This window comes from Marinomonas sp., from assembly GCF_965225885.1.
GTDB lineage: Bacteria > Pseudomonadota > Gammaproteobacteria > Pseudomonadales > Marinomonadaceae > Marinomonas.
On the sequence record NZ_OZ245329.1, the window covers coordinates 3,697,972 to 3,723,484 of the forward strand.

The window sequence follows — 25,513 nt, forward strand, 5'->3', positions numbered from 1 at the left end:
TATGAAAATCTTCAATTTACCCATTGATTTTAGTAACCTTTTTATCTAAATGCGAGTTTGAATTGATCCCCCCACTCCCCCAACGCTTTCCGCATCTGTTCTCTCGAATGGGTGTGCATGTAGCGTTTGTCCAGTCCGTCCCGTTCGTGGTTGAGTAGCATTTCCCCTATTACCCAGTCGATGCCCATGTCTTGCCAGCTGTCGCGGGCGAGTTTGCGTATGTCGTGGCTGGTAAATTTGATGCCCACGTCGTCGCTGAGGCTTTGATACCAACGCTCTATGGTGCGTGTGGTAATGGGTTTGATGCCTTTCACACTGAATATATAGGTCCCACGTTTGGGCAGGCTATTGATCAGGTCCATAGCGTGTTGGGTGATGGGCAAGCGGTGCTCGGTGCCGTTTTTGGTGTTCTCTGGCGGTAGGTACCATTCCAGTTGGGTGGGCGAAAAGTGTTTCCATTCAGCAAGGCTGGTTTCGCCTTCTCGTGTGGCGTGGAGCAGTTGGGTCATGAAGAAGACGCGCCGCGCGGTGGGTTGCTTGTTGATGGCGGCGAGTAAGGCGGGTAGATCGTGGGGTTTGAGTCGCCCTGGTTGGCTGTCGGGCTGGGAGGTGGTGAAGCTGCTGAGGGTGATGTTTTTGGTAGGGTTGCTGGCAATGAGACCGAGTTCGTAGGCGCGGGTGAAGGCGGTTTTCAGGGTGCCAAGCACGCCTTTTATAGTGGATAGCGCATAGTCGCTTTGCATGGGCATGTAGAGCTGTTTGTACAGTAAAGGCTTGTCGATGTCGTTGAGTCGCACTTGGTCGAGCTGGCTCAGTAGGTGGTTGCCTATGTAGCTGGACGCGGTGGAGACGTAATTCGACGAGTAGGTTTTGTCGGCGTCGATGTGCTGCATAAACCACAATAACACCTCGCCGCCCGTTTGAAACGCGGACACAGTGAGGCTGGCTTCCCTATCGGCCAAGGCATTGGCACGAATGGCGGGGAGTTCGGCAAACAGGGTTTTGGCGGTCACGGCTGGCCATTTGGCAAGCTTGGTGCGCTGGCGCTTTTTGCCTTTGTAGACGACATCGTAAAAGGTGCCACCCGTCCGCGCCGCGTTGATGTGAAATTCAACACGGCGCGCATCGTAGAGGTAACGCTTGTCGGTTTTCAGGGCGGCTTTGATGGTGGTGTCGGTTATCTTGGTGGTGCCCTTGGTCATGCAATGGCCCTTCGCTGTTCCTCTGTCAGTCGTGCGGCCAGTTCGGTTTGCAGCTTGAGCAAGAAGCGCTTGCGCCCTTTTGCCACGTGGTTGGTAAAGTTTTCTTCGCTTGGCGTGGCATGAGCGGGGCCAAGGCGTAGTTCGGCGGCGAAGGTGGGCAAGGTGGCGGCTATTCGGGCGTTGGTGAGGGGCTTGCCTTTGATTGTCTTGCGCCCTTCTGCCAGCACCGCAGCAAACAAGCAGAGCTTTTGCATGCGTGACAGGTCACAAAAGAGCCAATCGAAGCCTTTGTCTTTCACGGATAAGGCGCGTATTTGTTTGATCATCGCGGCGTTGCTGTCACCACCGCCGCCAAAGGTGGGCGTGATACCCAGTAGAGCGGATTCACAAATTCGCCCTGTGTTGCCAACCCCAGACCAACCCGCATCGGTTGAGCTGGATATGAGGTACGTCACTTGATCGTTCACGATCCGCCATCCTAGCGCGCCTAATGTGTTGGGTTTGTCTCGGTTTAGCCAGCGCATTGTTTATTGATTCCTATATAAAACGTGTTTGGGTGGTTTGATGTTTCGTTAAATATTCTGGTAAATTAGATTCTCAACTTATATTCAAGGAATGAGACTTATGAGAACCAAAGAGCAATACCAAAGCATAAAAAAAGTACACGAGATCCAAGGCAACCTTAACTTCATAATGGATGCCTATGGCGATCACATCGCTGAACGTGAGGGTTACAATACTCACGAGGGAATCCAAGCTATCCATTTCTACTTAATCCAGAAATATCATTGGACGCTCGCTACGGTTCGCCAACTTTCTTTTGAAGATCTCGAATTTTTATTGTGCGAAGAGAAAAAGGGCTGGACCCTCCCTAAAGGTCTAAGAAACCTCTGATGCCTTCGACTCCAAACTATTGAGTCTAGCTTTCTGTAGCTGTGTTTTGGTGTATTCCAGTTGCTGTTGGGTACTCCAAAGCTCAGCTTCAAGTTGAATACGATCTTTTACGCCAAAACATTTCCATAACCAGTTTTTAAACTTATCCATCATTAACTCCTCAGTGCTTCTCGTAGTTGGTTTACTTTTTCACGGCCAAACACTCGACGACGCAATAGCTCGCTTTCGCTGATTTTCTCGCCGTATTGCTTGGGTTGAATAACGTCTCGTTTGAATCGCTCGCCACGCATCCACGCCTTACACACGTCCTTGTAAACCTTGGCAAAGGCTCGTTGGCCTGCCCCTGTGTCGCGGCGGCGTAGCTTGGAGAATCCGACTCGTCGTCCTGCTTCGTAGACCGTGTCGTGACTGGGTTTCCAGTGCGCTAGGTCGTGAGCGTTGTTGGCGGCTTCGAAGTACGCCGCGTCGGTTGCTGGGAATTCATCAAACAAATCGTACATGGTTCGCTCCTAACCGATTAACCAATCGGTGTCGTGAATGTCTGTCAAACTGTCGTTAACTTGCTGCTTGGCCACGGTGGGCGGCATCGGTCGCTGTGCGGCAAACTTCATCGAATTACGCATCCACGTTCGCCACGCGGCTACCCAATCTTTCATCGTCGAACCTCTCGCTCGGTGGTGGTCAAGAAAATTACTCGTCTCGGTTCGCCAGTCGGTAGTAATTTGGTTTTCGGTTAACCAATCGAGCATGCGCTGATCGACAAGAAATTCATCCGGAACGCCAGAAGCGCGTTTTTGTTTTTTTGGATTTGGGCGGAACGACCAAAGAATTAGGATCATTCGAAGCTTGAACGTTTGATTTCGAATCGGACAAAATATCTTGTTCTGTAATCTCTGTAGTAATCTCTGTAGTAATCTCTGTAATAGTTTGCTGGTTTTCGGCAGGCAAGTTTGCCGAATTGTCACAAACCAGTTTGCCGAAATTCGGCAAACTGGTTTGACGCTTTTCAGCAGTCTTGTTTGTTGCAGTGATTTCGCTTAGCACTTCGGCTAACTTCTCGAAATTGACCCGATAAAAGGTGCGACAAGGCACCCCCTTTTTAACGATTTCAAGAATGCCTTTCCCTTTGAGTTTTTTACGGGCTCCGTCTTGCTCATGGCGTGAAAGCCCTGTTTCTTCCGTCCACTCTTGGATGGTTTTATAGAACCATTTTTCGGAGTTAGATGTACGGCGGGACCAATAAACGGCTTGGGACAGGAACAGAGCGCCCGAGGCACCAGCTCCCAGATCCATAAACACACGCTGGAAGGCAATAGGTCGATCCAGAAGTCTCTCCAGATTCATATCCACCCCATCGTTTCAAAGTAAAACTCAACATCATCCCTTGGAAACCGATCTGTAAAATCGGTATTTTCAATAAGCCAAATGAGTTGATAAACGCTAAAACTCTGTTCCCTACAAATGTCTTGCCACCTAACCCACAGCCTATATTCAGCTAAAGTTCTATCGCCCTTGCTGCCATTACACGAACGACAAGCAGCAATGAGATTTTCTATTAAATTATCTCCACCTTTATTTTTAGAAATAATGTGTCCTACAGAAACTTGCGAAAGCGTTAATGGGCATCCGCAATAACCGCATCTGTCATTTGTTTTTTTTAAAACCACTTCTTTTTTACTCATGGCTCACACCCCCTCATCAAGAAAGTTGCGTTTAGACAGCGACTTTAGGCGTTCTATGGTGCCGTCAACGCCTTGCGGATCTGGCATACGCGCCATTTGGGCTTGATAAAGTCGCACTGAACGAATGAGGTCGATCATTTCCATGCTCGGCACAACCACAGGAGCAGAGGTAAACCCCATAGACTGAATCATGGAATTAAGCAGAAGGTACTTTTCCGCATCGTCTACGGGCAGTAAGGCGGGAGTGTGGGCTTGTTGTTCGAGTTCGTTAAAACGCTGGATGTAGGCTTCTTTGAATTGAGCGGCACGTTTGCCGGTGAAGCCCATGGCCAAGAAAGTGAAACCGTCGCGGGTAATTTGGTAGCACGGCAATTTTCGACCTGTGCTGTCTTCATATTCACTGAGCTTAAAATTCAGCTGAGTGAATTTTTCTGAGCAATCTAAGTTTTGAATTTTTTGAATGACGTTCTTGTGATCACGGCCGAAAAATTCAGCAATATCACGAGAAGAGGTTACAGGGGTGCCGTCCACCAGACGGACGTGTGGCGTGAGATTAGACATAATTGTCTCCTTGTATAGCAGTTTTTCCGCCACACAAGAGGTACTAATCTCAATAGGGTGGCAGGGCGAACGGGTTAGTACTACCGCTACAAGGAAACGGCCAGCCCGAAAGCTGCCCGAACGCCCCACCATAAATGGTGTGCTCTGGCCACAAAAAAACACGCTTTTTAAAAGAGGCGTGTTCGTGACCTCTTGTAGTTTCGGTGTACTAATCCCGACACTAGATTTTGCCAGTGCAATAGAATTATGGCCCCGATGCGCGGTGTTTGTCAAATTCGGATGAAATGGTGTTTTGTGACCTGTCACAGTGATTAACATGCTCTACCCCTTTATCTGCTTCATGCTGTGTTGCAGTACCGATTCACGAAGCTGCATCAGCGCTTCGATGGCTTCGGTGATTTCTCGCTGGCATTGCTCTTGCTCACGCATGGTCAGCTTGCCGTCTTCCATGGATTTATGGATCATCGCCAACACATCGCCGTGCTCTTTGCCGGCTTTAAGCACCGATTCCAGAATACCCAGCGGCGCGGCTTGCTTAGCCTTGATGCTTAGCTCCATGCCCATAGCGCGGTAGATAGCGTGGTTGCCCGTAATCAACTGAAGCGCCACCGACTCACGCAAAGACATCTTGTGCGTTTCCGTTTGCGGGTTTGCCTTGTTGATCAAGACTTGATGCCCTACGCCCATCAGCGGCGCGATTTGCTTCGCGGACAGCTCTGAGTTATGCACCGTGTCGTAAATGGCTTGGTCGATGTGATCCATTGTTTTCTCCTGATAAATACAAACGTGTGCAAACCTTGAAGCCACGTTTTTAATGTTTTACATTCGGTATTCCATTACTCAGCAAGCAAGGAAAGCGCATGAATATTGTGATTCTCAAAGAAATCGGTGAGAGCCTTCACGTTAGTAAAAGGCTCCCAAACATTTCTGGCCCTGTGCCCCGCTTCTTAGAAGTTCTTAACCTTCCAGAAGAGCAACTAGACCTAAAGGCTCCAGATGGATTTATTGTTGTCTCTGTTACCTACGAAATTGAGAACAACGTATTAATCCCCACCGTCGACTGTCTTCCCTTCCTCGGTGAAGAATCCATTCCTGACCTAATTAGAAAATTCAGATGCTATATCGTGGAAAAAGCACCTGAGGAATACGAGGAGGATTAGCTCCCCTCCTCAGACAGGGGCGGCGTTTCTTTAGAGCCCCTGTCTTTATTAAAAAATTCAGGCGTGATAGTGAGGTTTGTTATGTCTTTCAGGACAGCCTCAACCATTTTTTCTGTTTGAAATATTTGATCTCTGACCTTCGTATCATTTAAGCCGGAGCGTTGAAGACTTAATCCTGCGGTGTTACAGGAATCTCTTAAATGATTCAAAGCTCGCACTACACTTACAGCGCTAGGGTTAATAATGACGCGGCGTATCTCTTGCTGTTCACTCATTGTTTTCTCCTGAAATAACTAAACGTGTTCTGGTTAAAAATCGTTCGCTAAGCTGATTTGGTATAAAGCGCTGAGTCGTACTTCAACGCGCCATTGGTCAGCTTTTCGATTCGGAGGGCTTGCTTCTCTGGGATCACATCGCCCCATTGAGAGACAGAGCTTTGTGAAATTTTCAAAAACTCAGCAATCTTTGTCCCGCTACCAAAGTGATCAATCAATCGTTGTTTGAGCATGTTTCGTCCAACTCGAAATTTAAGTTTTACTAAGTTTAATATCTTAGGAAAACTTAAGTCAAAATAACTTAAGATTACTTACATATATTTTTTTAGGATTCCTTAAATGAAAACATTAGGATTACGAATACGTGAAAAGCGTAATGAGCAGAACATCACTCAATTGCAGCTATCAAAATTAGTTGGGGTTTCTCACGTCACAGTCTCCCAATGGGAAAGCGACACAACCGCGCCAAATGGGGAAAATCTATATAAGCTTGCTCAGACACTAAAAACACAAGCCAACTGGTTGATATCAGGAATTGATTCTCAACATGAAAGTAATGTCATCGCTCCGCCTTTTCAGCAGAAGATGAAAAAGCTACCTGTTATAAGCCATGTACAAGCAGGTGCTTGGACAGAAGCTATAGATTACAGAGCTCTAGGTGACGAAATTCAATGGGAAGAAGCCCCATCTTCTGTAGAGGAAAATGCTTTTTGGCTTAAAGTCATTGGTGATAGTATGACTGCTCAGAGTGGTATTAGTGTTCCTGAAGGTAGTTTGATATTGGTAAATCCCAACATACCTGCCGAAAATGGAAGCCTAGTAGTTGCCAAGCTGGAGGGTACCGATGAAGTCACTTTCAAAAAACTAGTGATAGATGCTGGCCAAAAATATCTGAAGCCACTAAATCAAAGCTATAATCCCATTGCGATTAATGGCAACTGCAGAATTGTAGGTGTAGTTACCGAGTCAAAATATAAATTTTAAGAAAGTGCCTAATTCTTAGGCAACCTAAAAAATAGAAAAGGATTTCAATGAGTATAAAAACAATCCGCCCTCAGGTTTCTGATAACTCACAAACAAGCTTCTTGCCTATTGATATCATTGACTTTTTTCCGAACGACACAGGCTCCGCCGACATGATCGGAACAGGCATAGGCAATGATTATCGGGAATATGCTATCAAGCAAGGTATAGAGCATTTGGAATACATTCCCGCCGTTGAATTATTCTGCCATGAACTGTGCCGCTTACTTATAATCCCGACCCCACGCTATGAAATAGTTCGTCTTTTTGATGGTAAGTTAGCATTTGGAAGCCAATGGGACGGAGGCGCTCTCCCTCACTCTGCCGAACCTTACATACAAACATGGATACATAAAGAATTAGATGAGAGTTTTACCAACTTTAACACCATCGGTAAGATCTATGGGCTAGACTTATTTATCAACAACATTGATAGACATTGGAACAACTACTTATTAGTTAAAAATAGGACCACTATTTCGACACTTGCTTTTGACTTCGGAAGAGCTCTATTTAACATGCCAGATAATGGTTACGATGGCTTTGACGTATTTCGAGTTAACGAAAAGCTTTTTGCTAATACAGGGCTTGGACAGCTTAGGTTTTTTGAAAAGAATTTTCATGTTCACGAAGCTGCAGAACAGACATTAAATGAGATTTCTGCTATACATAAATCAAAAATCATACCAATCCTAGATAAAATCCCTTTAGAATGGCTCTCTGAGAACATACGTCAAGACTTTCTAACTTGGTGGGGATCAGACAAGTTTAAATCACGGATAGAAGAACTTAAATCAAGAGGTCTAGCGCCATGAACACCTTTCACTACAGCCTACTAAAATGCACAGCCGATTCGAAACGTCAGGAAACGGTTAACATTGGTATTATTGTATTCAAAGGAAAAGAGCTGGATATTCGCCTACTTGAGAACTCAACCAAACTCCAATGGTTTGTAAATGGCATAGTAGAAGATTGCCTTAGCGATATAACTGAAAGATATGAGTTTTTTACAAGCCATACCGAAACAGTGGAAGATAAACATAAAACCATAAAGTCATTTGGCGGCCCAATTACAATAGGCGGCCTAGGCTATTTCATGGCAAAGAGCGAAAAATCTTACAGCCAAAAAATAAATCAACTTATGATGATGCTAGTTGAGCCACCTAGAACACAACGTCAGACGCATCGCTCCATGCTTGCTACAAATATTAAAAAATGCTTTGCAGACAAGAATCTTCTTGGAAATAAACAAGACGATATACTGAAGCACAAAGTAGTCCCTAATTATACGTTGGATGAAGCCGCTGACATCAAGGCCGAGTTCATGCTTAAAAATGGCGTTTACCACTTAACAGAAACGGTTGATTTCAATACTCAGCAAAGTTTGCCAGAAAAGCGTAGGCAGACAACAGATAAGCTATGGACATACGCTCATGCGGAAAAAGTTTTAGACAACGATGTTAAACGTTATTTTGTTTACTCAGCCAACACAGTAAATGAAAGCCGAAATCAAGGGCTTATTGACTTAGTTGTTCGTGATGATGCAGAAATATACAACTGGGAATCACTAGACGACCAGAAAAAATACATTGATATCATCGAAAAATACGCACATATGAGCCACTAAAAACGCCTTTCGATGTAAAAAAAAACCACTTCTTGTGGTTTTTTTTATTATTAAATTTAAGTTTTCCTAAATTTTGCTTGACATAACATTTAAGTTTTACTAAGTTATAACTTAAGCAAACTTAAATAAGCAAACCAAAGGATAGGAATCATGTTAATTTTAACTAGACGCATCGGCGAAGCAATCTACATTGGCGACAACATCGCAGTGATCATTTCTGGCATCAAAGGCAATATGATCCGAATTCGCACCGCCAGCCCCGAACTTCTTGTCGTCACTCGCAAAGTGAACGAACCCATCAACATTGGTAAAGATATCAGCGTCACCCCCTTAAGTGTAAAAGGCATGCAAGTTCGATTAGGTATCAAGGCTCCAAAAGATGTCAGCATCCACCGTGAAGAGATCTACGAACGCATCCAAGCCGAAAAAGCCCAACAAGCAACGGCCAACGCGTAAGGCAAGGAGATCATCATGAACACAGAGTCAATAAGCTGGAAAAGCGACCAAATCGCAGGACACGACGCCAACAGCAACCCAATTACCGTTGCCGAATTGGTCGCAGCTATCGAAGGATACGAGCTGCTTGCCTGCATCGCATCAATGTCAGACAGCATGCGTGACAACCTAGCCCGTGCCGCTGGGGAAAACTACCGTGTTAAAAGCAAAAATGAACAGCTAGAACGCACGGTGAAAGAGCTAGAAAACCAGCTCAACACCTCTTTCTCACGTATCAGCGACTTACTGGCAGAACGTGCAGAAGTAGACAACAGCAAGCTACTAGAAACCCTAGCCAAATACGCCAACCCAAAACACTGGCGCAATCCATATAACCAACACGGCGAGCTAGACACGCAACAAAGAAGCGTCTTCGCCCATGGTTACCACGGCTTTGAACTCGCCATGTCAGTGCTGAAAGACAAACAACAAGCCGCTTAAGGAGAAGGATGATGAGCCAAATCAAGCCCAAGTGGCCTCGCAAACAGCGCCTAAGCGAATACGCGAAAAACAACTTCGTTGATCCGAAAGCAGAACGAGCAAACCTATGTCGCCAATGTCGTCAAGGTGAACTTCCTGCAACAAAAGAAGGCAATATCTGGTTTATATGGGTTCTACCCGATGGATCAGCCGCTTACGGCTATTCAGAAGACAAGCCAGTACAGCAACAAGCAAAAATAGATCGTCCTAAAACAGGCAACGCCATTGCTGATGCTATTCTTTCAAACTACGTAATGGACAAAGGAATTGAGTTGAGATGAGCCCTCGCAAGAACAAGTTATGCGCCAATCTTAAAGTCATCACTCGCCCAAATGGAAGCAAGTATTATTACTATAAGATGCCTGATGGCACGATGGAATCGCTAGGTCGAGACATCCCACAAAAGGCAGCGGAAGATGCCGCTATGGCGCTTAACATTGCTCTTAACAACCAAGAATCACTCATCAACCGTATATCAAAACGCGCTGAAGAGTTACGCAACTACAACCCACAAAACCCGCCCATGCCACAAGTGATAGACGAGTTCAAAGTGACCAATCTTGATGCCGCCCTAGAACAGGGTAAACAAGGCAAAGAAACCATTGCGAGCAAAAAGTATAAACTCGACGAGTACATGGACAACTGGGGCAAAATGCGAGTCCAAGATATCCGCACCTTTGACCTTGCCAACCTTGTCAAAACAAAAACACCCCACGCCCAGGCAAAGCACGTCCCGTTATTACGGGAGCTTTTTCGTTATGCCGTCACAACAGGTTATCGAGACGACAACCCAGCCAACGAACTAAAAGCCGCCATACCAGAACCAAGACAACGCGAACGACATACCTTAAGCGGTTATATGAAAGTCAGAGATGCGGCTCCAGATTGGTTAAAACGCGCCATGGACATTGCCATGTACAGCCTTCAACGTCGAGGCGACCTAGTCGAAATACAGTTTTTAAAAGACATCGACTTAGAAAAAAGAACCATTCGTATACTGCAACGAAAAACCCGACGATATAAACACCCTGTCTTTATCGATATCACCATGGGAGACGCCTTGTGGAACTCAGTACAAGATGCAATGGCCAGCAAAACCAAATGCCCCTACCTGATCCACTGTCGCCCAGCCCGAATGGACAAACGAGACATGACAGCGAAGCCACACCCTTTTTACATCTTGCCCGATTATCTAACGAAACAGTTTCGTAAATGGCGAGACATAAGCGGCGCGTATGATCACTTGGAACCAAAAGAGCGCCCCATGTTTCATGACATACGAGCACTTGGCATCATGCTCTACCACAAAGCCGGCTATCCAAAAGATTACATTATGGCACTAGCTGGGCATGCAAAAGAAAGCACAACAGACCACTACATAGAAGGGCATGAAAAACCTAAGCCCTTACAAGTTGCCGCTGAATTAGACATTAGCAACATAGCGATAGAAGACATAGATTGGCGGCATAACGAACTTCCGCCAGAACTGGCAAAATTAATCGACGAAGAGGGCTAAACAGCCCTCTTTTTTTTGGCCTGAACGAAAAAGTCAGCACAGAAAGCTTAGTCCGCACCCACTAAGAAGCCAAAAAACACCATGAAAAGCGCTTAAAAATAACTATCGTTTGGAAATTTTTCGGAAATTTTAAGGAAATTAAAAACAAAAAAAGGGCTTACGAATTAACGTAAGCCCTTGATTTTATTACTTTATTCGGTGGTAGGACTAAGCAGATTCGAACTGCTGACCTCATCCATGTCAAGGATGCGCTCTAACCAACTGAGCTATAGTCCTAAAAAGTGTTGGCTATTATACGCAGAGGTTTGCTTTTGACAAGCCCTCGTTGATATTTTTTGAAGCCTTTGTTTTAAAACCCTTATTCACTGACTGGAACAAGCAGTTCATGACCAATCACTTCATCAATTAAGCCATAAGGCACTTTGTATTTTTTGTCTTTAAATCGAACCAGTGCGTAGTCGTAGCACATTTCAATTACGGTGCAGTTGACTATTACACCGTTATCGATGACACGGATAATATTGTAATTTCTAAGAGTGATGGCCATTCAAGGCTCCTTTTTTCTTTGAATCCAAGAGTTACGATTCACCAACGTCTTTTAGTTTTCGTTGCAGCTGACGAATCTGATCTCGATAACCAGCAGCGAGCTCGAATTTAAGCTCTTCTGAGGCTAACATCATTTCTTTTTGCAGTTGGATCATGGCTTTACGAACTTGCGCCACATCTTCCATGCTTTCCACTTGATAATCTTTTGCAGTCTCAGCCACTTTCTTGGTTTTGTTACCGCGTTTGCCAGCACCGGGGTTGTACGCCCCTTCCATGATGTCTTCGACAGATTTAGTGATGCCGACGGGTGTAATGCCATGTTCTTCGTTATGGGCTTTTTGCTTTTCACGACGACGATCGGTTTCGCTGATCGCGCGCTCCATGGATCCTGTAATACGGTCGGCGTATAAAATGGCTTTACCATTAACGTTACGAGCAGCACGACCAATGGTTTGAATAAGCGACTTTTCTGAGCGCAAGAAGCCTTCTTTATCGGCATCAAGAATCGCCACAAGACTCACTTCTGGAATATCCAAACCTTCTCGCAGTAAGTTGATACCCACTAACACATCAAACTCACCTAGACGTAAATCACGAATGATCTCCACTCGTTCTACCGTGTCGATGTCAGAATGCAAATAACGTACTCGAACACCATGATCGCTCAGGTAGTCGCTTAAATCTTCCGCCATGCGCTTGGTTAAAGTGGTCACTAAAACGCGTTCGCCAATCGGCGTTCGTAGATTAATTTCAGACAACAAATCGTCCACCTGAGTCGCCACAGGTCGAACTTCTAATATAGGATCTATCAAGCCTGTCGGGCGTACAATTTGCTCTACCACCCAGTCTTGATGCTCTGCTTCGTATTTACCCGGTGTTGCCGAGACAAAGATAGTTTGCGGTTTAATCTGTTCCCATTCTTCAAATCGCATAGGACGATTATCAAGGGCAGAAGGCAAACGAAAGCCATACTCAACAAGGTTTTCTTTACGAGATCTGTCACCTTTGTACATGGCGCCAATCTGCGACACAGTAACGTGTGATTCGTCGATAACGAGTAACGCATTAGCTGGCAGGTAATCGAATAACGTTGGTGGTGGCGAACCTTCTTCACGACCAGATAAATAACGCGAGTAGTTTTCTATGCCGTTGCAATAACCCAGTTCTTGCATCATTTCTAAATCGTATCGCGTACGCTGATCAAGGCGTTGCATTTCCACCAATTTATTAAGCGATTTAAGCTGCTCAAGACGCTGATCCAATTCCATCTTAATACGTTCAATCGCCGCTTGTACGGTTTCTTTTGGCGTCACATAGTGAGTTTTCGGGTAGATGGTCACGCGGGGAACTTTACGAATGGTTTTATTGGTTAACGGGTCGATCATCGACAAGGTTTCGACTTCATCATCAAATAGCTCGATACGAATCGCAGTGTCTTCCGAATCCGCTGGGAAGACTTCAATAACATCACCACGCACACGGAAATTACCACGCTCTAATACCAAGTCGTTGCGGCTGTATTGCAGCTCAGCCAAGCGACGCAGCACATCACGCTGATCAATGCGATCACCACGATCAAGGTGCAACATCATTTTTAAATAAGATTGCGGATCGCCCAAACCATAAATCGCCGACACCGTCGCGACAATAATAACGTCTTCCCGCTCTAACAAGGCCTTAGTCGCCGACAGTCGCATTTGCTCTATGTGTTCGTTGACTGACGCGTCTTTCTCAATGAAGGTATCAGATGCAGCCACATAAGCTTCTGGCTGGTAATAATCGTAATAGGAAACAAAATATTCCACGGCGTTATTGGGAAAGAATTCTTTAAATTCGCCATAAAGCTGTGCCGCCAAGGTTTTGTTGTGCGCCATGACAATCGTTGGGCGCTTCACTTGCGAGATGACATTGGCAATGGTGTAGGTTTTACCTGAGCCAGTTACCCCAAGTAAGGTTTGGTGAGCCAAGCCCGCTTCGACACCACGAACAAGTTTTTCAATGGCTTTAGGCTGATCGCCTGCGGGTGAATAAGATGAAACAACCTGAAACTCGTGCGACACGGATATTTTCCCTTAGCTTTACAATCGACTCAATAGATTACCAAATTTTGCCAGAGACGTCTGGTATTTCAATCACTCATAGCAACTTGATACAGGGAAACCTCTTTCAGAAAAACTAACAATATTCGGCTTTACCAATACCGCCACCACATATAACATAATGAGATATTCTTATAACAAAACCACCATACAAACATTAGCAGTAGGGAATCTGGTTTGCGTTTTTATATTCCATGATTACAAATCATCCAATCGAAATATTGTTTAAGCGAGTTACATGACTAAATTGGAAAAATACTTTCCAGCGATGGCTTGGCTAAAAGGCTATTCACGAGAAGACATACAAACGGATGCAATGGCCAGCTTTATTGCAACCATCCTATTAATTCCACAAAGTATGGGCTACGCCTTGCTAGCAGGATTACCCGCTGTCGTTGGCCTATACGCTGGTATCATCCCCTCTATTTTATATTCTCTCTTTGGCACTAGCCGCACACTCGCCGTTGGCCCGGTTGCCATCACTTCTATGATGACCGCAACGATTGCCATGCCGTTCGCATTACCAGGCAGTGAAAATTATGCCGCCGTTGCCATGATGCTGGCGTTTTTATCCGGTGTATTTTTGATTCTAATGAGCCTATTAAAAATGGGCTTTTTGTCTAACTTACTCAGTCATCCGGTTATTTCTGGTTTTATCAGTGCTTCCGCAATTTTAATTGCTGTTGGTCAATTCAAGCACTTAATTGGTGTTCAAGCCCATGGCAATAATCTAATCGAGCTGGCGCAAAGCATGATGCAGAATATGAATGGCATCAACTTGCCAACGGTAACCCTAAGCGCCATTTCAATTGCTCTTTTAATCTTACTAAAACGCTATCTAACACCTATTCTCAGTAAACTAGGCTTAGCAGACAATACCGCTAAAATGCTTGGCAAAGCAGGTCCAGTCGTTGTCGTCGTTGTAACAACCAGTTGTGTTGCTCTATTTTCTCTAGATTCCCTTGGTATTAAAATTGTTGGCAATATCAACAACAGTTTACCCACGATACCTTTCGAGCAATTTACTCTTGATGCTATGGTTGATCTGTTACCGGGTGCTGTTCTAATAAGTATTGTGGGCTTTGTTGGATCAGTCTCTGTTGCTCAATCTTTTGCGGCTAAACGCAAGCAAGATATTAATCCAAACCAAGAATTGATCGGATTAGGATTGGCAAACTTAGGCGCAGCACTCAGTGCTTCTTTCCCAGTGACGGGTGGTTTTTCAAGATCGGTAGTCAATGTTAGTGCTGGCGCCCAAACGCCAATGACGGGGATTTTAACCGGACTACTGATGCTGGTAACCTTGCTGTTTTTCACACCGCTTTTTTATTACCTTCCAACAGCGGTACTAGCAAGCAGCATTACTATTTCTATTTTGCAGCTTATCGATTTTAAAGACTTCTTAAGACTGTATCGTTTCTCTAAACAAGAAGCTCTCGGCTCGTTAGCCACCTTCTTTGTCGTGCTATTTATTGGCATGGAGACTGGAATAATCGTTGGGGTTTCCTTGTCACTATTGTTCTTTCTTTGGCATACAAGCCATCCCCATATTGCTGTAGTGGGTCGTCTTCCAGGAACTGAACACTTTCGTAATGTGAAGCGTTTTGAAGTCGAAACCGACCCAGAAATAGTCACTATTCGAATTGATGAAAACCTCTTCTTTGCCAACACTAGAGTGCTGGAAGATTATGTATTAACTCTGGTCTCTAATCATAAAGATATCAAACATCTTATTCTCATGTGCAACGCAGTCAACATGATAGATGCCAGTGCATTAGACAGTTTAGAAACCATTGATGATAGATTGAAATCCGCTGGAGTCATGCTGCATTTTTCTGAAATAAAAGGCCCAGTAATGGATAAACTAACGGGGTCGAGCCTAATAGAAAATCTGAGCGGAGAAGTCTTTTTAACCCAACACAAAGCCATGAAAGCCTTAACAATAAAACAAGCGGATATATAATCCGCTTGTTTTTAGCCACCGTTCAGATTGATACGGCAAACCAGCATTGCTAATTTGCTGAGCTATTGTCAGTTGCTTTTACTTGAAGTAAATCCCGATTACGAGTCAAAAGCACATCGCCAATGCCCTTAACTTGAGACAATTGATCAATGGACTCAAAACCACCATTCGCTTCTCTATAAGCAATAATAGCTTCCGCTTTTTTAGCACCAACACCTGACATTACCGCAGCAAACTGAGCAGCCGTTGCGGTATTTATATCCAAAGGCGTAGCAGCAAAAAGTGAGAAAGGCATAAAAGCGAGGGAGATAACAAGAAGTGAGCGAGAAACACAAACACGAAAAATACGCTTGAAATTCGTCATAGAAAAATCCTTTTCAAATTCTTTTAAAAACAAAAGATGGCATCGTGCCAATAAAAAACCACTTACCGCATCAACAAGGTTGAAACAAATAAGTGGTTTTAGAGTAAAAGCTTTTTAATCAGACTTCAAGACCCAGGTCTGGCAATTTATGCCATCACACCTAAATCTGCATTCGCCTGAGTTAATACGGCAATAGGATCAGTCGCCTGCGTAATTGGACGCCCCATCACAAGGTAATGACTGCCCGCAGCCATGGCTTCAGCTGGTGTCATAATGCGTTTCTGATCACCTTGATCAGATCCAGCCGGGCGAATACCCGGCGTGACTAAAACAAAATCTTTGCCTAAATCAGCAGACAACATACTGGACTCTTGAGCAGAACAAACCACACCGTCCATACCAGAAGATTTAGCCAAGGCAGCAAGACACTTAACATGTTGCTCAGGTGTTGCGTCGATACCGATTTCCACAAGGTCGGTTTTATCCATACTGGTCAGGACCGTTACCGCGATCAATAGAGTTTTATTATCAGGCAGCTGCTGTAATGCATTGGCAGAGGCTTCCATCATTCGACGACCACCAGAGGCATGCACGTTCACCATCCAAACGCCCGCTTTTGCTGCTACGCTCACTGCATTAGCAACCGTATTTGGAATATCATGAAATTTAAGATCAAGAAAAATCTCAAAACCCAGCTTATGCAGTTCATCCAAAATCACAGGACCAGCGGTGGTAAATAACTCTTTGCCGACTTTCACTCGACACTGCTTAGGGTCAAGTCGTTTCGCCATCTCAATAGATTGCGCCATGGTTGGGTAATCTAGGGCAACCACTATAGGGGATTGGCAGCTCATTCAGTGTCCTCTTTCTTTGTATTTCTATCTATATGTAAGTATCGCAATGCTTAAGTGGCTTTATTCACCTTCCAAGCCATGGATCGGTTTCACCACACCCCAATTTTTACAACTTGGACACTGCCAATGTAATTGATGGCCTGGAAAGCCACATTGGCGGCATTGGTATTTGTGTTTTGCTTGAACCAACTGATCAATAAGTTCAAACAAAACCACTAAATGTTGTTGGTTATATCCTTGGGAATCGGCAAGTTGCAAACTAATCAACTCTTTAAAGCCTTTAATAGTCGGGTGCTTTCTTAATTGCTCGACCAAGAACATTTCTGCGTAGTCTTTATCGGTTTCCATGTAATGCTGAACAAGCGCCATAATTAACGCTGTAGTGGGCTTTTTCTGATTCTGCTCTTGCAAGAATTTAATGTAACCGCCACTGCCCCATACTTTTTGGTAACATTCTTTTAGTTTGGGGATAATAATCGAAATGAATTCTGGGTCTTGTTCCACTGCATGCTTTAATTCTTTGATCGCATCTCGGAAACGACCTTGACTATTTAAGACATCAGCAGCGCCGATGCTCGCACGAACACAGCTAGAATCAACATCTAAAGCTTCTTTATAATGTTGAAATGCCTGCTTCCATTGCTCTTTCTTTTGTAGCTCTTGCGCCATTTCACAGTGAAAATGTGCCAACCGCTTAATTTCTTTTTTAGTAGGTGTTTCTTTTATCAACTCGGAGCCAATTTGAATGGCTTTATCCCAGCTTTGTTCAAACTCATAAAGATCTACAAGCAAGGTAAGTATTTTTGGCTGAAATTCACTTTTTCGCGATGTGGACGCCATATTAAGTAAAAGACGCCCAGCTCTATCTAACAAGCCTGCCGACATAAAGTCACTGGCTAATTCCAATTGTACCATGCGCATTTCACGCTGTGATATTTCAGGACGAGCAAGTAGATTTTGATGAATGTTAATGGCTTTTTGTATTTCGCCTTTTTTACGAAACAAATTGCCTAATGTAAGGTGAATATCGAAAGTATCAGAATTAACTTCTAGGGAATCAACAAAGGCATCAATGGCCTCGGAATGCTGATCGTTAAGTAAATGGTTGAGACCGCGAAAGTAATCCGTCGGAATGTTTTTCTTAACCTGCTTATTTTTCTTAGTCGGATTTTTGCGCCCCATTGCCCAGCCAACGAAGAGCGCGACAAAAAGAACTAAAAATAAACCAACTTCGGTCAACTCAATTACTCCTTCCCAACAGAAAGCTCTTTAGCAATAGAGGCTTTACGCAAGGCATCCACTTCATCTCGTGCTTTTTCATATTTACGAGTCAGCACCCTAATCTGGCGTTCACTACGTAAATACGCTACAGAGCTCACCAAAAGAGCCACACAAGCCCCAACGGTAAAAGATAAAATGATGTAAAGGGCGACACTCAATTCGGGACCTTGCCAAAAAACAAGATCGAGAGAAATAAGTTGCGGATTACGGATGGCAAAAAACACACCCACGGCGAGAAAGAAAACAACGAGTACAGTGTAAGTAACTCTTTTCAGCCATTTAAGCATAAAACAACCTACCAAAAATAGAATGGCGTTATTATGCCGTGATAGCTCAAAGATTTCGAGGCATAAGACGTAAATTAGTTAAGTTCGTTGATCTCATTGTCTTCAGGTAAATTGACTAACTCTCTCAACTCTTTACCTGGTTTAAAATGAGGTACATATTTCGCGCTCAACTCAACAGACTCCCCAGTTTTAGGGTTTCGGCCTATTCTAGGTGCTCGATAATGCAGAGAAAAACTACCAAAGCCTCGTATCTCAATGCGCTCACCATTTGCCAAAGAGTCAGACATATGTTCAAGCATTGCCTTGATTGCTTGCTCAACATCTTTCACAGGTAAATGAGATTGCTGATCGATTAGCAGCTCTATCAGCTCAGATTTTGTCATTACTGTCCTCGCGACTATAATTTGATCACTGTGTAAGACTAGCTAAATTCAGAAAGAAAGCAATAAGTTAACACATTATAAGGCTATTTTTACTCATTTTATTCTGTTGGAATAGCGAATATTACGAATGGATGCGTTCCACAACTAGCATAGAAGCTGTCTAGCTTTTATAATATCGCCCATATTTAACACATTGGAAGAAACAATAATGAGCTACAACAAAATCCCTGCTGGCAAAGATGCACCAAACGACATCAACGTTATCATCGAAATTCCAGCACAAGCGAACCCAGTAAAATACGAAGTTGACCATGATATGGACGCGCTTGTTGTTGATCGCTTCATGACGGCGCCTATGTTTTACCCAGCAAACTACGGTTATGTGAACAACACATTGGCTGACGACGGAGACCCAGTTGACGTTCTAGTTATCACACCTTACCCAGTTGTTCCTGGCTCTGTTATTCGTTGCCGCCCTGTTGGCGTATTGAACATGTCTGACGAAGCAGGCATGGACGCTAAATTGGTTGCTGTTCCTCACGAGAAACTAAGCAAAGAATACGGTCATATCCAAGACGTGAACGACATTCCACAATTGCTACGCGATCAAATCGAACATTTCTTCGAAAACTACAAAACCCTTGAAAAAGGCAAGTGGGTAAAAGTAGAAGGTTGGGCGAACGCAGATGAAGCGAAAAAAGCCATCGTTGAAGGCATCGAAGCTTACAACGCTCAGTAATTCGTTTGTTCTAAACGCTTTATTGTAGACATAAAAAAACCGATCCTAGGATCGGTTTTTTTGTTTAAAGCCTATGGCCTCAGTCTTGAGAGTCTAAGAAACGCTCTGCATCCAATGCCGCCATACAACCAGTACCTGCTGATGTGATTGCTTGACGATAAATATGATCAGATACATCACCCGCAGCGAAAACACCTTCGATGCTTGTTTGAGTCGCGTTACCGTGCGTGCCAGATTGCACTTTCAAATAGCCATCTTTCATTTCAAGCTGACCTTGGAAAATATCGGTATTTGGCTTGTGGCCAATCGCAACAAACAAACCAGCAACCGCTAGTTCTTTTGTCTCGCCTGTTTGGCTATTTTTGATACGAACGCCAGTTACACCAGCGCTATCACCTAACACTTCGTCTAGCTCTGAATGCCATTCGATTTTCACATTGCCGTTTTTCGCTTTTTCCATCAACTTGTCCGCTAGAATTTTTTCAGAGCGAAATTTGTCACGACGGTGAATAACAGTAACGGTTTTAGCAATGTTAGAAAGGTAAAGCGCTTCTTCTACAGCGGTATTACCACCACCGATTACAGCCACATCTTGGTTACGGTAGAAGAAACCATCACAGGTTGCGCATGCAGACACGCCTTGACCCATGAATTTTGTTTCACTTTCAAGACCCAAATACTGAGCACTTGCACCAGTAGAAATAATCAAGGCATCACAAGTATAAACACCACTGTCGCCTTCCAAACGGAATGGACGGTTTTTCAAATCGACTTTGTTGACGTGATCAAAAATAATTTCTGTTTCAAAGCGTTCAGCGTGTTTACGCATACGCTCCATCAACTCTGGACCTTGAACACCTTGATCATCACCCGGCCAGTTATCAACCTCGGTGGTCGTAGTCAACTGCCCACCCATTTGCATACCTGTAATCATCACAGGATTAAGGTTCGCACGAGCCGCATAAACAGCCGCTGTATAACCCGCTGGGCCAGAACCTAAAATCATTAATTTAGCGTGTTTCACATCGCTCATGTTATTGCTCCTGTAAATGAATGCTTACCTGACACAAAAATGGCCAGCTAAAAATATTGTGGTGAATTCTAACGAAAATCCGCAGAAACTCTTAGAGAAAAATATTAATTACTAAAATAGGGACTATCTATCAGTTTTCAAGCGTCTCACTGTTTTCAATTGTACACGCCGAACATTCAGGATCTTGAGTTAATCGCATTTCGCGCCAGCTGCCTTCAAAACCGTCAAACAGCCTCAATACGCCATGTTTGACCTTTCCACAGCCACTTGCCAGCTTCAAAGCTTCGAGCGCCTGATAGACGCCTAACAAGCCAACCACTGGCGCTATGATGCCACTTTCATTGCAACTAAGCTGTTGGTCCGACAAAGACGGATACAAGCACTCGTAACAAGGTGTTGATTGCTGATGATATAAAAAGCTCACCAGTTGCCCTTCCCAACGAATCGCAGCCGCACTGACTAATGGTTTTTTCAATGACAGACAGGCACGATTGATGGCTTGTCGAGCGGTAAAGTTATCCGTGCAGTCCAGAATAACATCCGCTTGCTCTACGGCGCTTAACAAAGCACTGCCTGCTAATTTCTGTGTAATAGTCTCTACTTTGACACCTGGATTTTTAAGCGCAATTTGCTTCGCCGCTGCGTCAACCTTGTTTAAACCAAGCTGACTTTCATCATAAAGCACTTGGCGAGGTAAATTACTGCGTTCTAATTGATCGCCATCTGCCAAAATCAAATGACCCACTCCGGAAGTTGCCAAATAGGTGGCGGCAATGTTTCCCAATCCACCCAAGCCAATGACCAATACTTTCGCTTGGGAAAGATTAAGTTGCCCTTGAATATCAAAATTAGGCAATAATAACTGACGACTATAACGATCTAACTCCGATTCGTTCATTTTCACCTTACTTTCTTTCTGATCATCCTGCCCGACTGGTCAATTCTTTGCTAAACTCGCTTAATTCTCTTACCCACGAGCACCAATATGAAGTTTCCCGGTCAACGCAAACTTAAACATTATTTTCCTGTTTCCCAACCCAAGCCCGTTTTGCCGACATCGGAAGTTCGTCCCGATAAAGACACTTACATTGTTGGTTTGGATGAAACCATTGTCGACGTGGTCGCTAATGTGTCTGATCAATTTCTAGAAACATTTAACATCCAAAAAGGCTTATCAAATCTTGTCGACGCTGACACCGCTTCCGCTATTTACAGCGAATTAACCACACAAAACAGTATCTCGGATCATTTTGCCGGCGGAACCATTGGCAATACCATACACAACTATTCTGTATTAGCCGATGACAAATCCGTGTTACTTGGTGTCATGTCAGCCAACATCACGTTAGGGTCACCAGCTTACCATTATATCTGCCATACCAGCAGCAAAGTTGATATGAATCACTTACAAGGCGTACCCGGCGATATTGGCCGCGGCATCACCTTAATCACACCAGATGGCGAACGAACGTTCGCCATCGCTCCCGGTGACATGGACGAGCTCGATGTCGACCACATCCCTGAACATATCATCGCTGGCGGCGCAGCATTAGTCACTTGCGCTTACCCATTGCGCCATCAAGGCAAACCCATTAAACCAGCTATGTTAAAAGCCTTAGAATATGCACACAATCACCAAGTCCCCACTGTTTTGACATTAGGCACCAAGCACCTAGTAGAAGAAAACAGAGACGAATTGCTGGAAATCATTAAAAAATACGTCAACGTACTGGCAATGAATGAACTAGAAGCCGAAGCGTTAACAGGCTTATCAGATCCATTACAAGCCGCTAGCGCGATTCTAGAACATGTCGACATTGTGCTACTTACTGCTGGCCCTGAGGGCATGTATTTATGCGGCCATACGGAAGATGAACTAAGGCGTGAAACCACCCATCCAATAAAATCTGGGAGTTTAGCAGACTTCAATCGCTGGGAGTTTAGTCGCCCTATGTTGCGCGAAGCCTGCAAACAGCCGGTAAAAGTCTTTTCTCATATCGACCCGTACATGGGCGGGCCAGAAAAAATTCGCAACACCAATGGTGCTGGCGATGGCGCACTATCCGCCTTACTTCATGACATTTCCGCGAATCATTTTCACAAAGAAGCGATTCCAAATTCCAGTAAGCACTTGGCGCCATTTCTGGCCTATTCTTCTTTCGCTCAAATCTGTAAATATTCCAACCGCGTAAGCTATGAAATACTCGCTCAAAACGCGTCTCGCTTATCCAGAGGATTACCAGAAAGAGAAGACAGCTTAGAAGAAGCTTATTGGGAAAGATAAGCTTCAAGACCACACTCTAGAAACTACAATATTTAGACATAAAAAAACCATGCTCAACGGCATGGTTTTTTATGTTTGTTCTAAAAAGAATTGACTGACTTAGTTCATTGCTTCAATGCCAAGCGCTTCATTGCGTTCAAACATACGATTAAGCTCAAGCAAAATAACCAATTCTTCTTCTTTCTGATAAACGCCTTGAATGAATTTCAATGCTTCGTCGTTGCCAACGCTAGGGCTTTGCTCAATCTCACCTTGGTATAAATAGAATACTTCTTGAACAGCATCAACTAACAAGCCAACCTGCTCGCCATCGTGTTCGATAATAATAATTCGAGTATCATCGGTAATAGTGCACTCAGGCAAACTAAAACGAACTCGAGTATCGACTACCGTCACGACATTACCACGTAAATTAACAATGCCTAATACATAAGAAGGCGCACCTGGAACCGGAGCGATTTCACTATAACGTAGCACTTCTTTAATCTGCATGACGTTAATACCATAAGTCTCGTCAATCAGTTTAAAAGTTAGATACTGTAACAACTCGCCTTTATTCGATTCCGATAAGGCTTTCCCATTTTCTTTAATAGGCGCTAATTCAGACATGGCTCACATCCATATTCAGTTTAATAAGAGTAATGTAGAACTCATCACAAGCTTTGTCTAGTTTAAACAAATCATGATGAGTCTACGAGCAAAGTTAAGTAACAATTAGTTGTCTTGTTGTATCCCAACTATTGTCCAATTTCCATTTGCATCAGACATGTTCTTTTCCAAATGCCAAATTTCATTGGTATCGGAAGTCTGATCACCTTCTTTGATCCAGCCTGAAAACTGTAACGAAATAGAAGCAATTGAACCAATATACTCACCACGAACAAGCTCAGCCATCAAAGAGATAACTTCAGTACGAGGTTTGTTATCGCCATAAGTCGCGCGCTCTGCAACCAACATGTTGTAAAGCTCAGGGCTCACATAATCTAGAATTTCATCAAAATTATTGTCATCCCATGCTTTTTGCAAAGTGATGTAGTGATTTTTAGCTTCAGCAACAAACGCCTGCTCATTAAAGCCTGGTGGAAGCTTGATCTCTGGTTGTGCACCGAAGCCACTGATTCCAGCCATTGGTGAAGGTTGAGAACCGTCACGAGTTGAGTTAGGCATTTCGCGGAACATACCGTTTGCACCACTTGCTTGGGCCTGTGCTGCACGGCGTTTTGGCGCGATAAAGAACTTGTAAATCAAGAAACCTATCACAGCAAATAGCAAAATATCACCGAAAGAAATGCCATCAAACGCACCACTTCCCAGCAAGGCAGCAAAAAGTCCACCAGCCAACAAACCACCTAACAAACCACCGCCTAAACCACCCAAAAATCCAGGTTTTTTAGCGCCAGCTGCAGCGTTCGTCGTGTTGCTTGTATTAGCTGCAGTGCTTTTCGGTTTAGAAACAGAAAAGCTTTTGCCAAAACTTTTACCGCCACCAAACTTTTTAGCCTGAACATCCGCACTATAACCGCCAGCGCCGATTGCCAAAACAAACGCCATTAACATGGCAAATACTGTTGTTTTCACAAAACTCTCCTTTATTTAAAGTTGACCAAACCAACGGCATTGCGTAAGTCTGAAATCAGTCCACGTGCACGAGCACGAGCTTTTTCCGCGCCTGCTTGTAAAACTTCTTCTACATGAGCGGGATTGGCAATTAACTCTAGGTACTTTTCACGTGGTTCAGATAGTTGACCATTAACCAAAGCAAAAAGTTCCTTCTTCGCTTCCCCCCATGCAATACCTTCAGCATAATTCTGACGCATTTGAGCAGTTTGTTCTGGAGTTGCGAACGCTTTATAAATGTCAAACACGGTAGAATCTTCAGGATCTTTCACTTCACCTGGTTCTAACAAGTTTGTTTTGATCTTATTAATACCTTTTTGCAGTTTCTTTTCGGTATCAAATAATGGAATCGTATTGTTGTAACTCTTACTCATTTTACGGCCGTCTAAGCCTTTAAGGATCGAGCCTTCTTCACCAACAACGGCTTCAGGTAATACAAAATGCTCACCAAATAAATGATTAAAACGACCCGCAATGTCTCGCGCCATTTCAATATGCTGAATTTGGTCACGACCAACCGGCACTTTGTGCGCATTAAACGCCAAAATATCCGCAGCCATCAACACTGGATAGCAGAACAACCCCATGGTAATACCAAAATCTGGGTCTTGGCCGTTGGCAAGGTTTTCGTCTACAGCGCCTTTATAAGCGTGAGCGCGGTTCATCAAACCTTTTGCGGTTACGCAAGTAAGTAGCCAGTTCAATTCAGCAATTTCAGGAATATCAGACTGACGGTAAAAAGTTGCTTTATCAGTATCTAAGCCACACGCTAGCCAGGTCGCCGCGATTTCTAAACGAGACTGTTTCACGCGCTCTAGATCCTGACACTTGATCAACGCATGATAGTCCGCAAGGAAGAAGTAAGATTCCGTGTTTTCTTGACGGCTCGCTTCGATCGCAGGACGAATTGCCCCCACATAGTTGCCTAGGTGTGGAGTGCCTGTGGTGGTAACACCAGTTAAAACAATTTCTTTTGCCATTGTTGCTACTCTTTCCTACTTTACATAATGTCGAAATTTGAAATTTTATAGTGCTGAAATGCCGCTTACCCTAACATAAAAAAATCACATCAAGAATCACGCAACAAGATTATTTAGCCGAAGCTTTTATTCACTTTTTAAACCTTTTAGAGATAATGGAGCCGAATA

At 44.0% G+C, this 25,513-nt stretch carries 35 protein-coding genes, 1 tRNA gene and 1 pseudogene; 13 read left to right on the plus strand and 24 right to left on the minus strand.

The features are described from left to right. Nucleotides 1–41: 41 nt before the first annotated feature. Both ACO05V_RS17605 and ACO05V_RS17610 read right to left on the minus strand, forming a co-directional pair. Entirely contained in the window at nucleotides 42–1,202 is a 1,161-nt protein-coding gene (locus ACO05V_RS17605) for a tyrosine-type recombinase/integrase (RefSeq protein WP_421854557.1), read from the minus strand. Beyond that, nucleotides 1,199–1,669, minus strand: a complete 471-nt coding sequence (locus ACO05V_RS17610) for a hypothetical protein (RefSeq protein WP_421854560.1) — start codon at nucleotides 1,667–1,669, stop codon at nucleotides 1,199–1,201. The genes ACO05V_RS17605 and ACO05V_RS17610 overlap by 4 nt, the downstream gene beginning before the upstream one ends. A gap of 157 nt (nucleotides 1,670–1,826) precedes the next feature. Between ACO05V_RS17610 and ACO05V_RS17615 the strand changes: the two genes are divergently transcribed. Beyond that, nucleotides 1,827–2,096, plus strand: coding sequence for a hypothetical protein (locus ACO05V_RS17615; protein ID WP_421854563.1), 270 nt, complete (start codon nucleotides 1,827–1,829; stop codon nucleotides 2,094–2,096). Here the strand turns inward: ACO05V_RS17615 and ACO05V_RS17620 are convergent. The 7 genes from ACO05V_RS17620 to ACO05V_RS17650 all read right to left on the minus strand — a co-directional run bounded on the left by ACO05V_RS17620 (nucleotide 2,082) and on the right by ACO05V_RS17650 (nucleotide 5,146). After that, the gene (locus tag ACO05V_RS17620) at nucleotides 2,082–2,246 is read right to left on the minus strand and encodes a hypothetical protein (RefSeq protein ID WP_421854567.1); all 165 of its coding nucleotides are present in this window, start codon (nucleotides 2,244–2,246) and stop codon (nucleotides 2,082–2,084) included. The two genes, ACO05V_RS17615 and ACO05V_RS17620, sit on opposite strands and share 15 nt — an antisense overlap. Nucleotides 2,247–2,248: 2 nt before the next feature. Continuing rightward, complete coding sequence (locus tag ACO05V_RS17625) at nucleotides 2,249–2,596, minus strand: hypothetical protein (protein ID WP_421854570.1); 348 nt, start codon at nucleotides 2,594–2,596, stop codon at nucleotides 2,249–2,251. A gap of 9 nt (nucleotides 2,597–2,605) precedes the next feature. Beyond that, on the minus strand, nucleotides 2,606–2,935 hold the full coding sequence (locus tag ACO05V_RS17630) for a hypothetical protein (protein ID WP_421854573.1): 330 nt from the start codon (nucleotides 2,933–2,935) through the stop codon (nucleotides 2,606–2,608). Continuing rightward, complete coding sequence (locus ACO05V_RS17635) at nucleotides 2,865–3,440, minus strand: hypothetical protein (RefSeq protein WP_421854576.1); 576 nt, start codon at nucleotides 3,438–3,440, stop codon at nucleotides 2,865–2,867. Before ACO05V_RS17635 ends, ACO05V_RS17630 begins: the two co-directional genes overlap by 71 nt. Next, nucleotides 3,437–3,778, minus strand: coding sequence for an HNH endonuclease (locus ACO05V_RS17640; RefSeq protein ID WP_421854579.1), 342 nt, complete (start codon nucleotides 3,776–3,778; stop codon nucleotides 3,437–3,439). Before ACO05V_RS17640 ends, ACO05V_RS17635 begins: the two co-directional genes overlap by 4 nt. Nucleotides 3,779–3,781: 3 nt before the next feature. Further along, complete coding sequence (locus tag ACO05V_RS17645; protein ID WP_421854582.1) at nucleotides 3,782–4,339, minus strand: Rha family transcriptional regulator; 558 nt, start codon at nucleotides 4,337–4,339, stop codon at nucleotides 3,782–3,784. Nucleotides 4,340–4,660: 321 nt separating this feature from the next. Then, a complete protein-coding gene (locus ACO05V_RS17650; RefSeq protein WP_421854585.1) occupies nucleotides 4,661–5,146 on the minus strand; it encodes a phage regulatory CII family protein in 486 nt (161 codons plus the stop codon). Nucleotides 5,147–5,199: 53 nt separating this feature from the next. Here ACO05V_RS17650 and ACO05V_RS17655 point away from each other — a divergent pair, with 53 nt between their 5' ends. Then, nucleotides 5,200–5,499 carry a hypothetical protein gene (locus tag ACO05V_RS17655; protein WP_421854587.1) on the plus strand — a complete coding sequence of 100 codons (300 nt, stop codon included), beginning with the start codon at nucleotides 5,200–5,202 and terminating at the stop codon, nucleotides 5,497–5,499. On the opposite strand, the gene ACO05V_RS17660 is transcribed toward ACO05V_RS17655, so the two are convergent. After that, on the minus strand, nucleotides 5,496–5,774 hold the full coding sequence (locus tag ACO05V_RS17660) for a hypothetical protein (protein WP_421854589.1): 279 nt from the start codon (nucleotides 5,772–5,774) through the stop codon (nucleotides 5,496–5,498). The two genes, ACO05V_RS17655 and ACO05V_RS17660, sit on opposite strands and share 4 nt — an antisense overlap. Before the next feature lie 47 nt (nucleotides 5,775–5,821). Next, nucleotides 5,822–6,007, minus strand: a complete 186-nt coding sequence (locus tag ACO05V_RS17665) for a Cro/CI family transcriptional regulator (RefSeq protein ID WP_421854592.1) — start codon at nucleotides 6,005–6,007, stop codon at nucleotides 5,822–5,824. Between the two features lie 106 nt (nucleotides 6,008–6,113). On the opposite strand from ACO05V_RS17665, the gene ACO05V_RS17670 reads away from it, so the two are divergent. The 8 genes and pseudogenes from ACO05V_RS17670 to ACO05V_RS17705 all read left to right on the plus strand — a co-directional run bounded on the left by ACO05V_RS17670 (nucleotide 6,114) and on the right by ACO05V_RS17705 (nucleotide 10,915). After that, nucleotides 6,114–6,758 (plus strand): LexA family protein, encoded by a 645-nt coding sequence (locus ACO05V_RS17670; RefSeq protein WP_421854595.1) that lies wholly within the window; start codon nucleotides 6,114–6,116, stop codon nucleotides 6,756–6,758. A gap of 47 nt (nucleotides 6,759–6,805) precedes the next feature. Continuing rightward, nucleotides 6,806–7,612, plus strand: a complete 807-nt coding sequence (locus tag ACO05V_RS17675; RefSeq protein ID WP_421854598.1) for a hypothetical protein — start codon at nucleotides 6,806–6,808, stop codon at nucleotides 7,610–7,612. Next, entirely contained in the window at nucleotides 7,609–8,424 is an 816-nt protein-coding gene (locus tag ACO05V_RS17680) for a DUF3037 domain-containing protein (RefSeq protein ID WP_421854601.1), read from the plus strand. Before ACO05V_RS17675 ends, ACO05V_RS17680 begins: the two co-directional genes overlap by 4 nt. A 150-nt stretch (nucleotides 8,425–8,574) precedes the next feature. Then, nucleotides 8,575–8,667, plus strand: a pseudogene (locus ACO05V_RS17685) (carbon storage regulator); the annotation flags it as partial. After that, nucleotides 8,659–8,880 carry a carbon storage regulator CsrA gene (csrA, locus tag ACO05V_RS17690; protein ID WP_421857008.1) on the plus strand — a complete coding sequence of 74 codons (222 nt, stop codon included), beginning with the start codon at nucleotides 8,659–8,661 and terminating at the stop codon, nucleotides 8,878–8,880. The pseudogene ACO05V_RS17685 and the gene csrA, both read left to right, overlap by 9 nt. A gap of 15 nt (nucleotides 8,881–8,895) precedes the next feature. Next, nucleotides 8,896–9,360, plus strand: coding sequence for a hypothetical protein (locus ACO05V_RS17695; protein ID WP_421854604.1), 465 nt, complete (start codon nucleotides 8,896–8,898; stop codon nucleotides 9,358–9,360). An 8-nt stretch (nucleotides 9,361–9,368) separates the two neighbouring features. Continuing rightward, the gene (locus ACO05V_RS17700) at nucleotides 9,369–9,680 is read left to right on the plus strand and encodes a hypothetical protein (RefSeq protein WP_421854607.1); all 312 of its coding nucleotides are present in this window, start codon (nucleotides 9,369–9,371) and stop codon (nucleotides 9,678–9,680) included. Beyond that, nucleotides 9,677–10,915 (plus strand): tyrosine-type recombinase/integrase, encoded by a 1,239-nt coding sequence (locus ACO05V_RS17705; protein WP_421854610.1) that lies wholly within the window; start codon nucleotides 9,677–9,679, stop codon nucleotides 10,913–10,915. Before ACO05V_RS17700 ends, ACO05V_RS17705 begins: the two co-directional genes overlap by 4 nt. Nucleotides 10,916–11,114: 199 nt before the next feature. Here ACO05V_RS17705 and ACO05V_RS17710 read toward each other — a convergent pair. From ACO05V_RS17710 to uvrB, 3 genes are all read right to left on the minus strand, one after another. Continuing rightward, nucleotides 11,115–11,191, minus strand: a tRNA-Val gene (locus ACO05V_RS17710). Nucleotides 11,192–11,273: 82 nt separating this feature from the next. Then, nucleotides 11,274–11,462 (minus strand): hypothetical protein, encoded by a 189-nt coding sequence (locus ACO05V_RS17715; protein ID WP_072841210.1) that lies wholly within the window; start codon nucleotides 11,460–11,462, stop codon nucleotides 11,274–11,276. 31 nt (nucleotides 11,463–11,493) lie between these two features. Continuing rightward, the gene (gene uvrB, locus ACO05V_RS17720) at nucleotides 11,494–13,521 is read right to left on the minus strand and encodes an excinuclease ABC subunit UvrB (RefSeq protein WP_421854613.1); all 2,028 of its coding nucleotides are present in this window, start codon (nucleotides 13,519–13,521) and stop codon (nucleotides 11,494–11,496) included. Between the two features lie 277 nt (nucleotides 13,522–13,798). On the opposite strand from uvrB, the gene ACO05V_RS17725 reads away from it, so the two are divergent. Further along, nucleotides 13,799–15,523 carry a SulP family inorganic anion transporter gene (locus tag ACO05V_RS17725; RefSeq protein ID WP_421854616.1) on the plus strand — a complete coding sequence of 575 codons (1,725 nt, stop codon included), beginning with the start codon at nucleotides 13,799–13,801 and terminating at the stop codon, nucleotides 15,521–15,523. Nucleotides 15,524–15,572: 49 nt separating this feature from the next. Here the strand turns inward: ACO05V_RS17725 and ACO05V_RS17730 are convergent, their stop codons facing one another. From ACO05V_RS17730 to ihfB, 5 genes are all read right to left on the minus strand, one after another. Then, nucleotides 15,573–15,887: a ComEA family DNA-binding protein gene (locus ACO05V_RS17730; protein WP_421854619.1), complete on the minus strand. Its 315-nt coding sequence runs from the start codon at nucleotides 15,885–15,887 to the stop codon at nucleotides 15,573–15,575. 146 nt (nucleotides 15,888–16,033) lie between these two features. Beyond that, a complete protein-coding gene (pyrF, locus tag ACO05V_RS17735) occupies nucleotides 16,034–16,741 on the minus strand; it encodes an orotidine-5'-phosphate decarboxylase (protein ID WP_421854622.1) in 708 nt (235 codons plus the stop codon). A gap of 60 nt (nucleotides 16,742–16,801) precedes the next feature. Continuing rightward, complete coding sequence (lapB, locus tag ACO05V_RS17740) at nucleotides 16,802–17,980, minus strand: lipopolysaccharide assembly protein LapB (protein ID WP_421854625.1); 1,179 nt, start codon at nucleotides 17,978–17,980, stop codon at nucleotides 16,802–16,804. A 5-nt stretch (nucleotides 17,981–17,985) separates the two neighbouring features. After that, a complete protein-coding gene (locus ACO05V_RS17745) occupies nucleotides 17,986–18,309 on the minus strand; it encodes a LapA family protein (protein ID WP_421854628.1) in 324 nt (107 codons plus the stop codon). A gap of 74 nt (nucleotides 18,310–18,383) precedes the next feature. Continuing rightward, complete coding sequence (gene ihfB / locus ACO05V_RS17750) at nucleotides 18,384–18,692, minus strand: integration host factor subunit beta (protein WP_072841203.1); 309 nt, start codon at nucleotides 18,690–18,692, stop codon at nucleotides 18,384–18,386. A gap of 208 nt (nucleotides 18,693–18,900) precedes the next feature. Between ihfB and ppa the strand changes: the two genes are divergently transcribed. Next, nucleotides 18,901–19,431 carry an inorganic diphosphatase gene (gene ppa / locus ACO05V_RS17755; RefSeq protein ID WP_421854631.1) on the plus strand — a complete coding sequence of 177 codons (531 nt, stop codon included), beginning with the start codon at nucleotides 18,901–18,903 and terminating at the stop codon, nucleotides 19,429–19,431. Between the two features lie 79 nt (nucleotides 19,432–19,510). Here ppa and trxB read toward each other — a convergent pair whose 3' ends face one another. Both trxB and ACO05V_RS17765 read right to left on the minus strand, forming a co-directional pair. Then, nucleotides 19,511–20,464, minus strand: coding sequence for a thioredoxin-disulfide reductase (gene trxB / locus ACO05V_RS17760; RefSeq protein WP_421854634.1), 954 nt, complete (start codon nucleotides 20,462–20,464; stop codon nucleotides 19,511–19,513). 130 nt (nucleotides 20,465–20,594) lie between these two features. Further along, on the minus strand, nucleotides 20,595–21,362 hold the full coding sequence (locus ACO05V_RS17765; RefSeq protein WP_421857010.1) for a HesA/MoeB/ThiF family protein: 768 nt from the start codon (nucleotides 21,360–21,362) through the stop codon (nucleotides 20,595–20,597). Between the two features lie 87 nt (nucleotides 21,363–21,449). On the opposite strand from ACO05V_RS17765, the gene ACO05V_RS17770 reads away from it, so the two are divergent. Then, nucleotides 21,450–22,748 carry an inosine/guanosine kinase gene (locus ACO05V_RS17770; RefSeq protein ID WP_421854637.1) on the plus strand — a complete coding sequence of 433 codons (1,299 nt, stop codon included), beginning with the start codon at nucleotides 21,450–21,452 and terminating at the stop codon, nucleotides 22,746–22,748. A 99-nt stretch (nucleotides 22,749–22,847) separates the two neighbouring features. Here ACO05V_RS17770 and ACO05V_RS17775 read toward each other — a convergent pair whose 3' ends face one another. The 3 genes from ACO05V_RS17775 to ACO05V_RS17785 form a co-directional block, all read right to left on the minus strand. Next, on the minus strand, nucleotides 22,848–23,357 hold the full coding sequence (locus ACO05V_RS17775; protein ID WP_421854640.1) for a chemotaxis protein CheW: 510 nt from the start codon (nucleotides 23,355–23,357) through the stop codon (nucleotides 22,848–22,850). Nucleotides 23,358–23,462: 105 nt separating this feature from the next. Continuing rightward, on the minus strand, nucleotides 23,463–24,326 hold the full coding sequence (locus tag ACO05V_RS17780) for a Tim44 domain-containing protein (RefSeq protein ID WP_421854643.1): 864 nt from the start codon (nucleotides 24,324–24,326) through the stop codon (nucleotides 23,463–23,465). A gap of 11 nt (nucleotides 24,327–24,337) precedes the next feature. Next, entirely contained in the window at nucleotides 24,338–25,345 is a 1,008-nt protein-coding gene (locus ACO05V_RS17785) for a tryptophan--tRNA ligase (RefSeq protein WP_421854646.1), read from the minus strand. Between the last annotated feature and the right edge of the window lie 168 nt (nucleotides 25,346–25,513).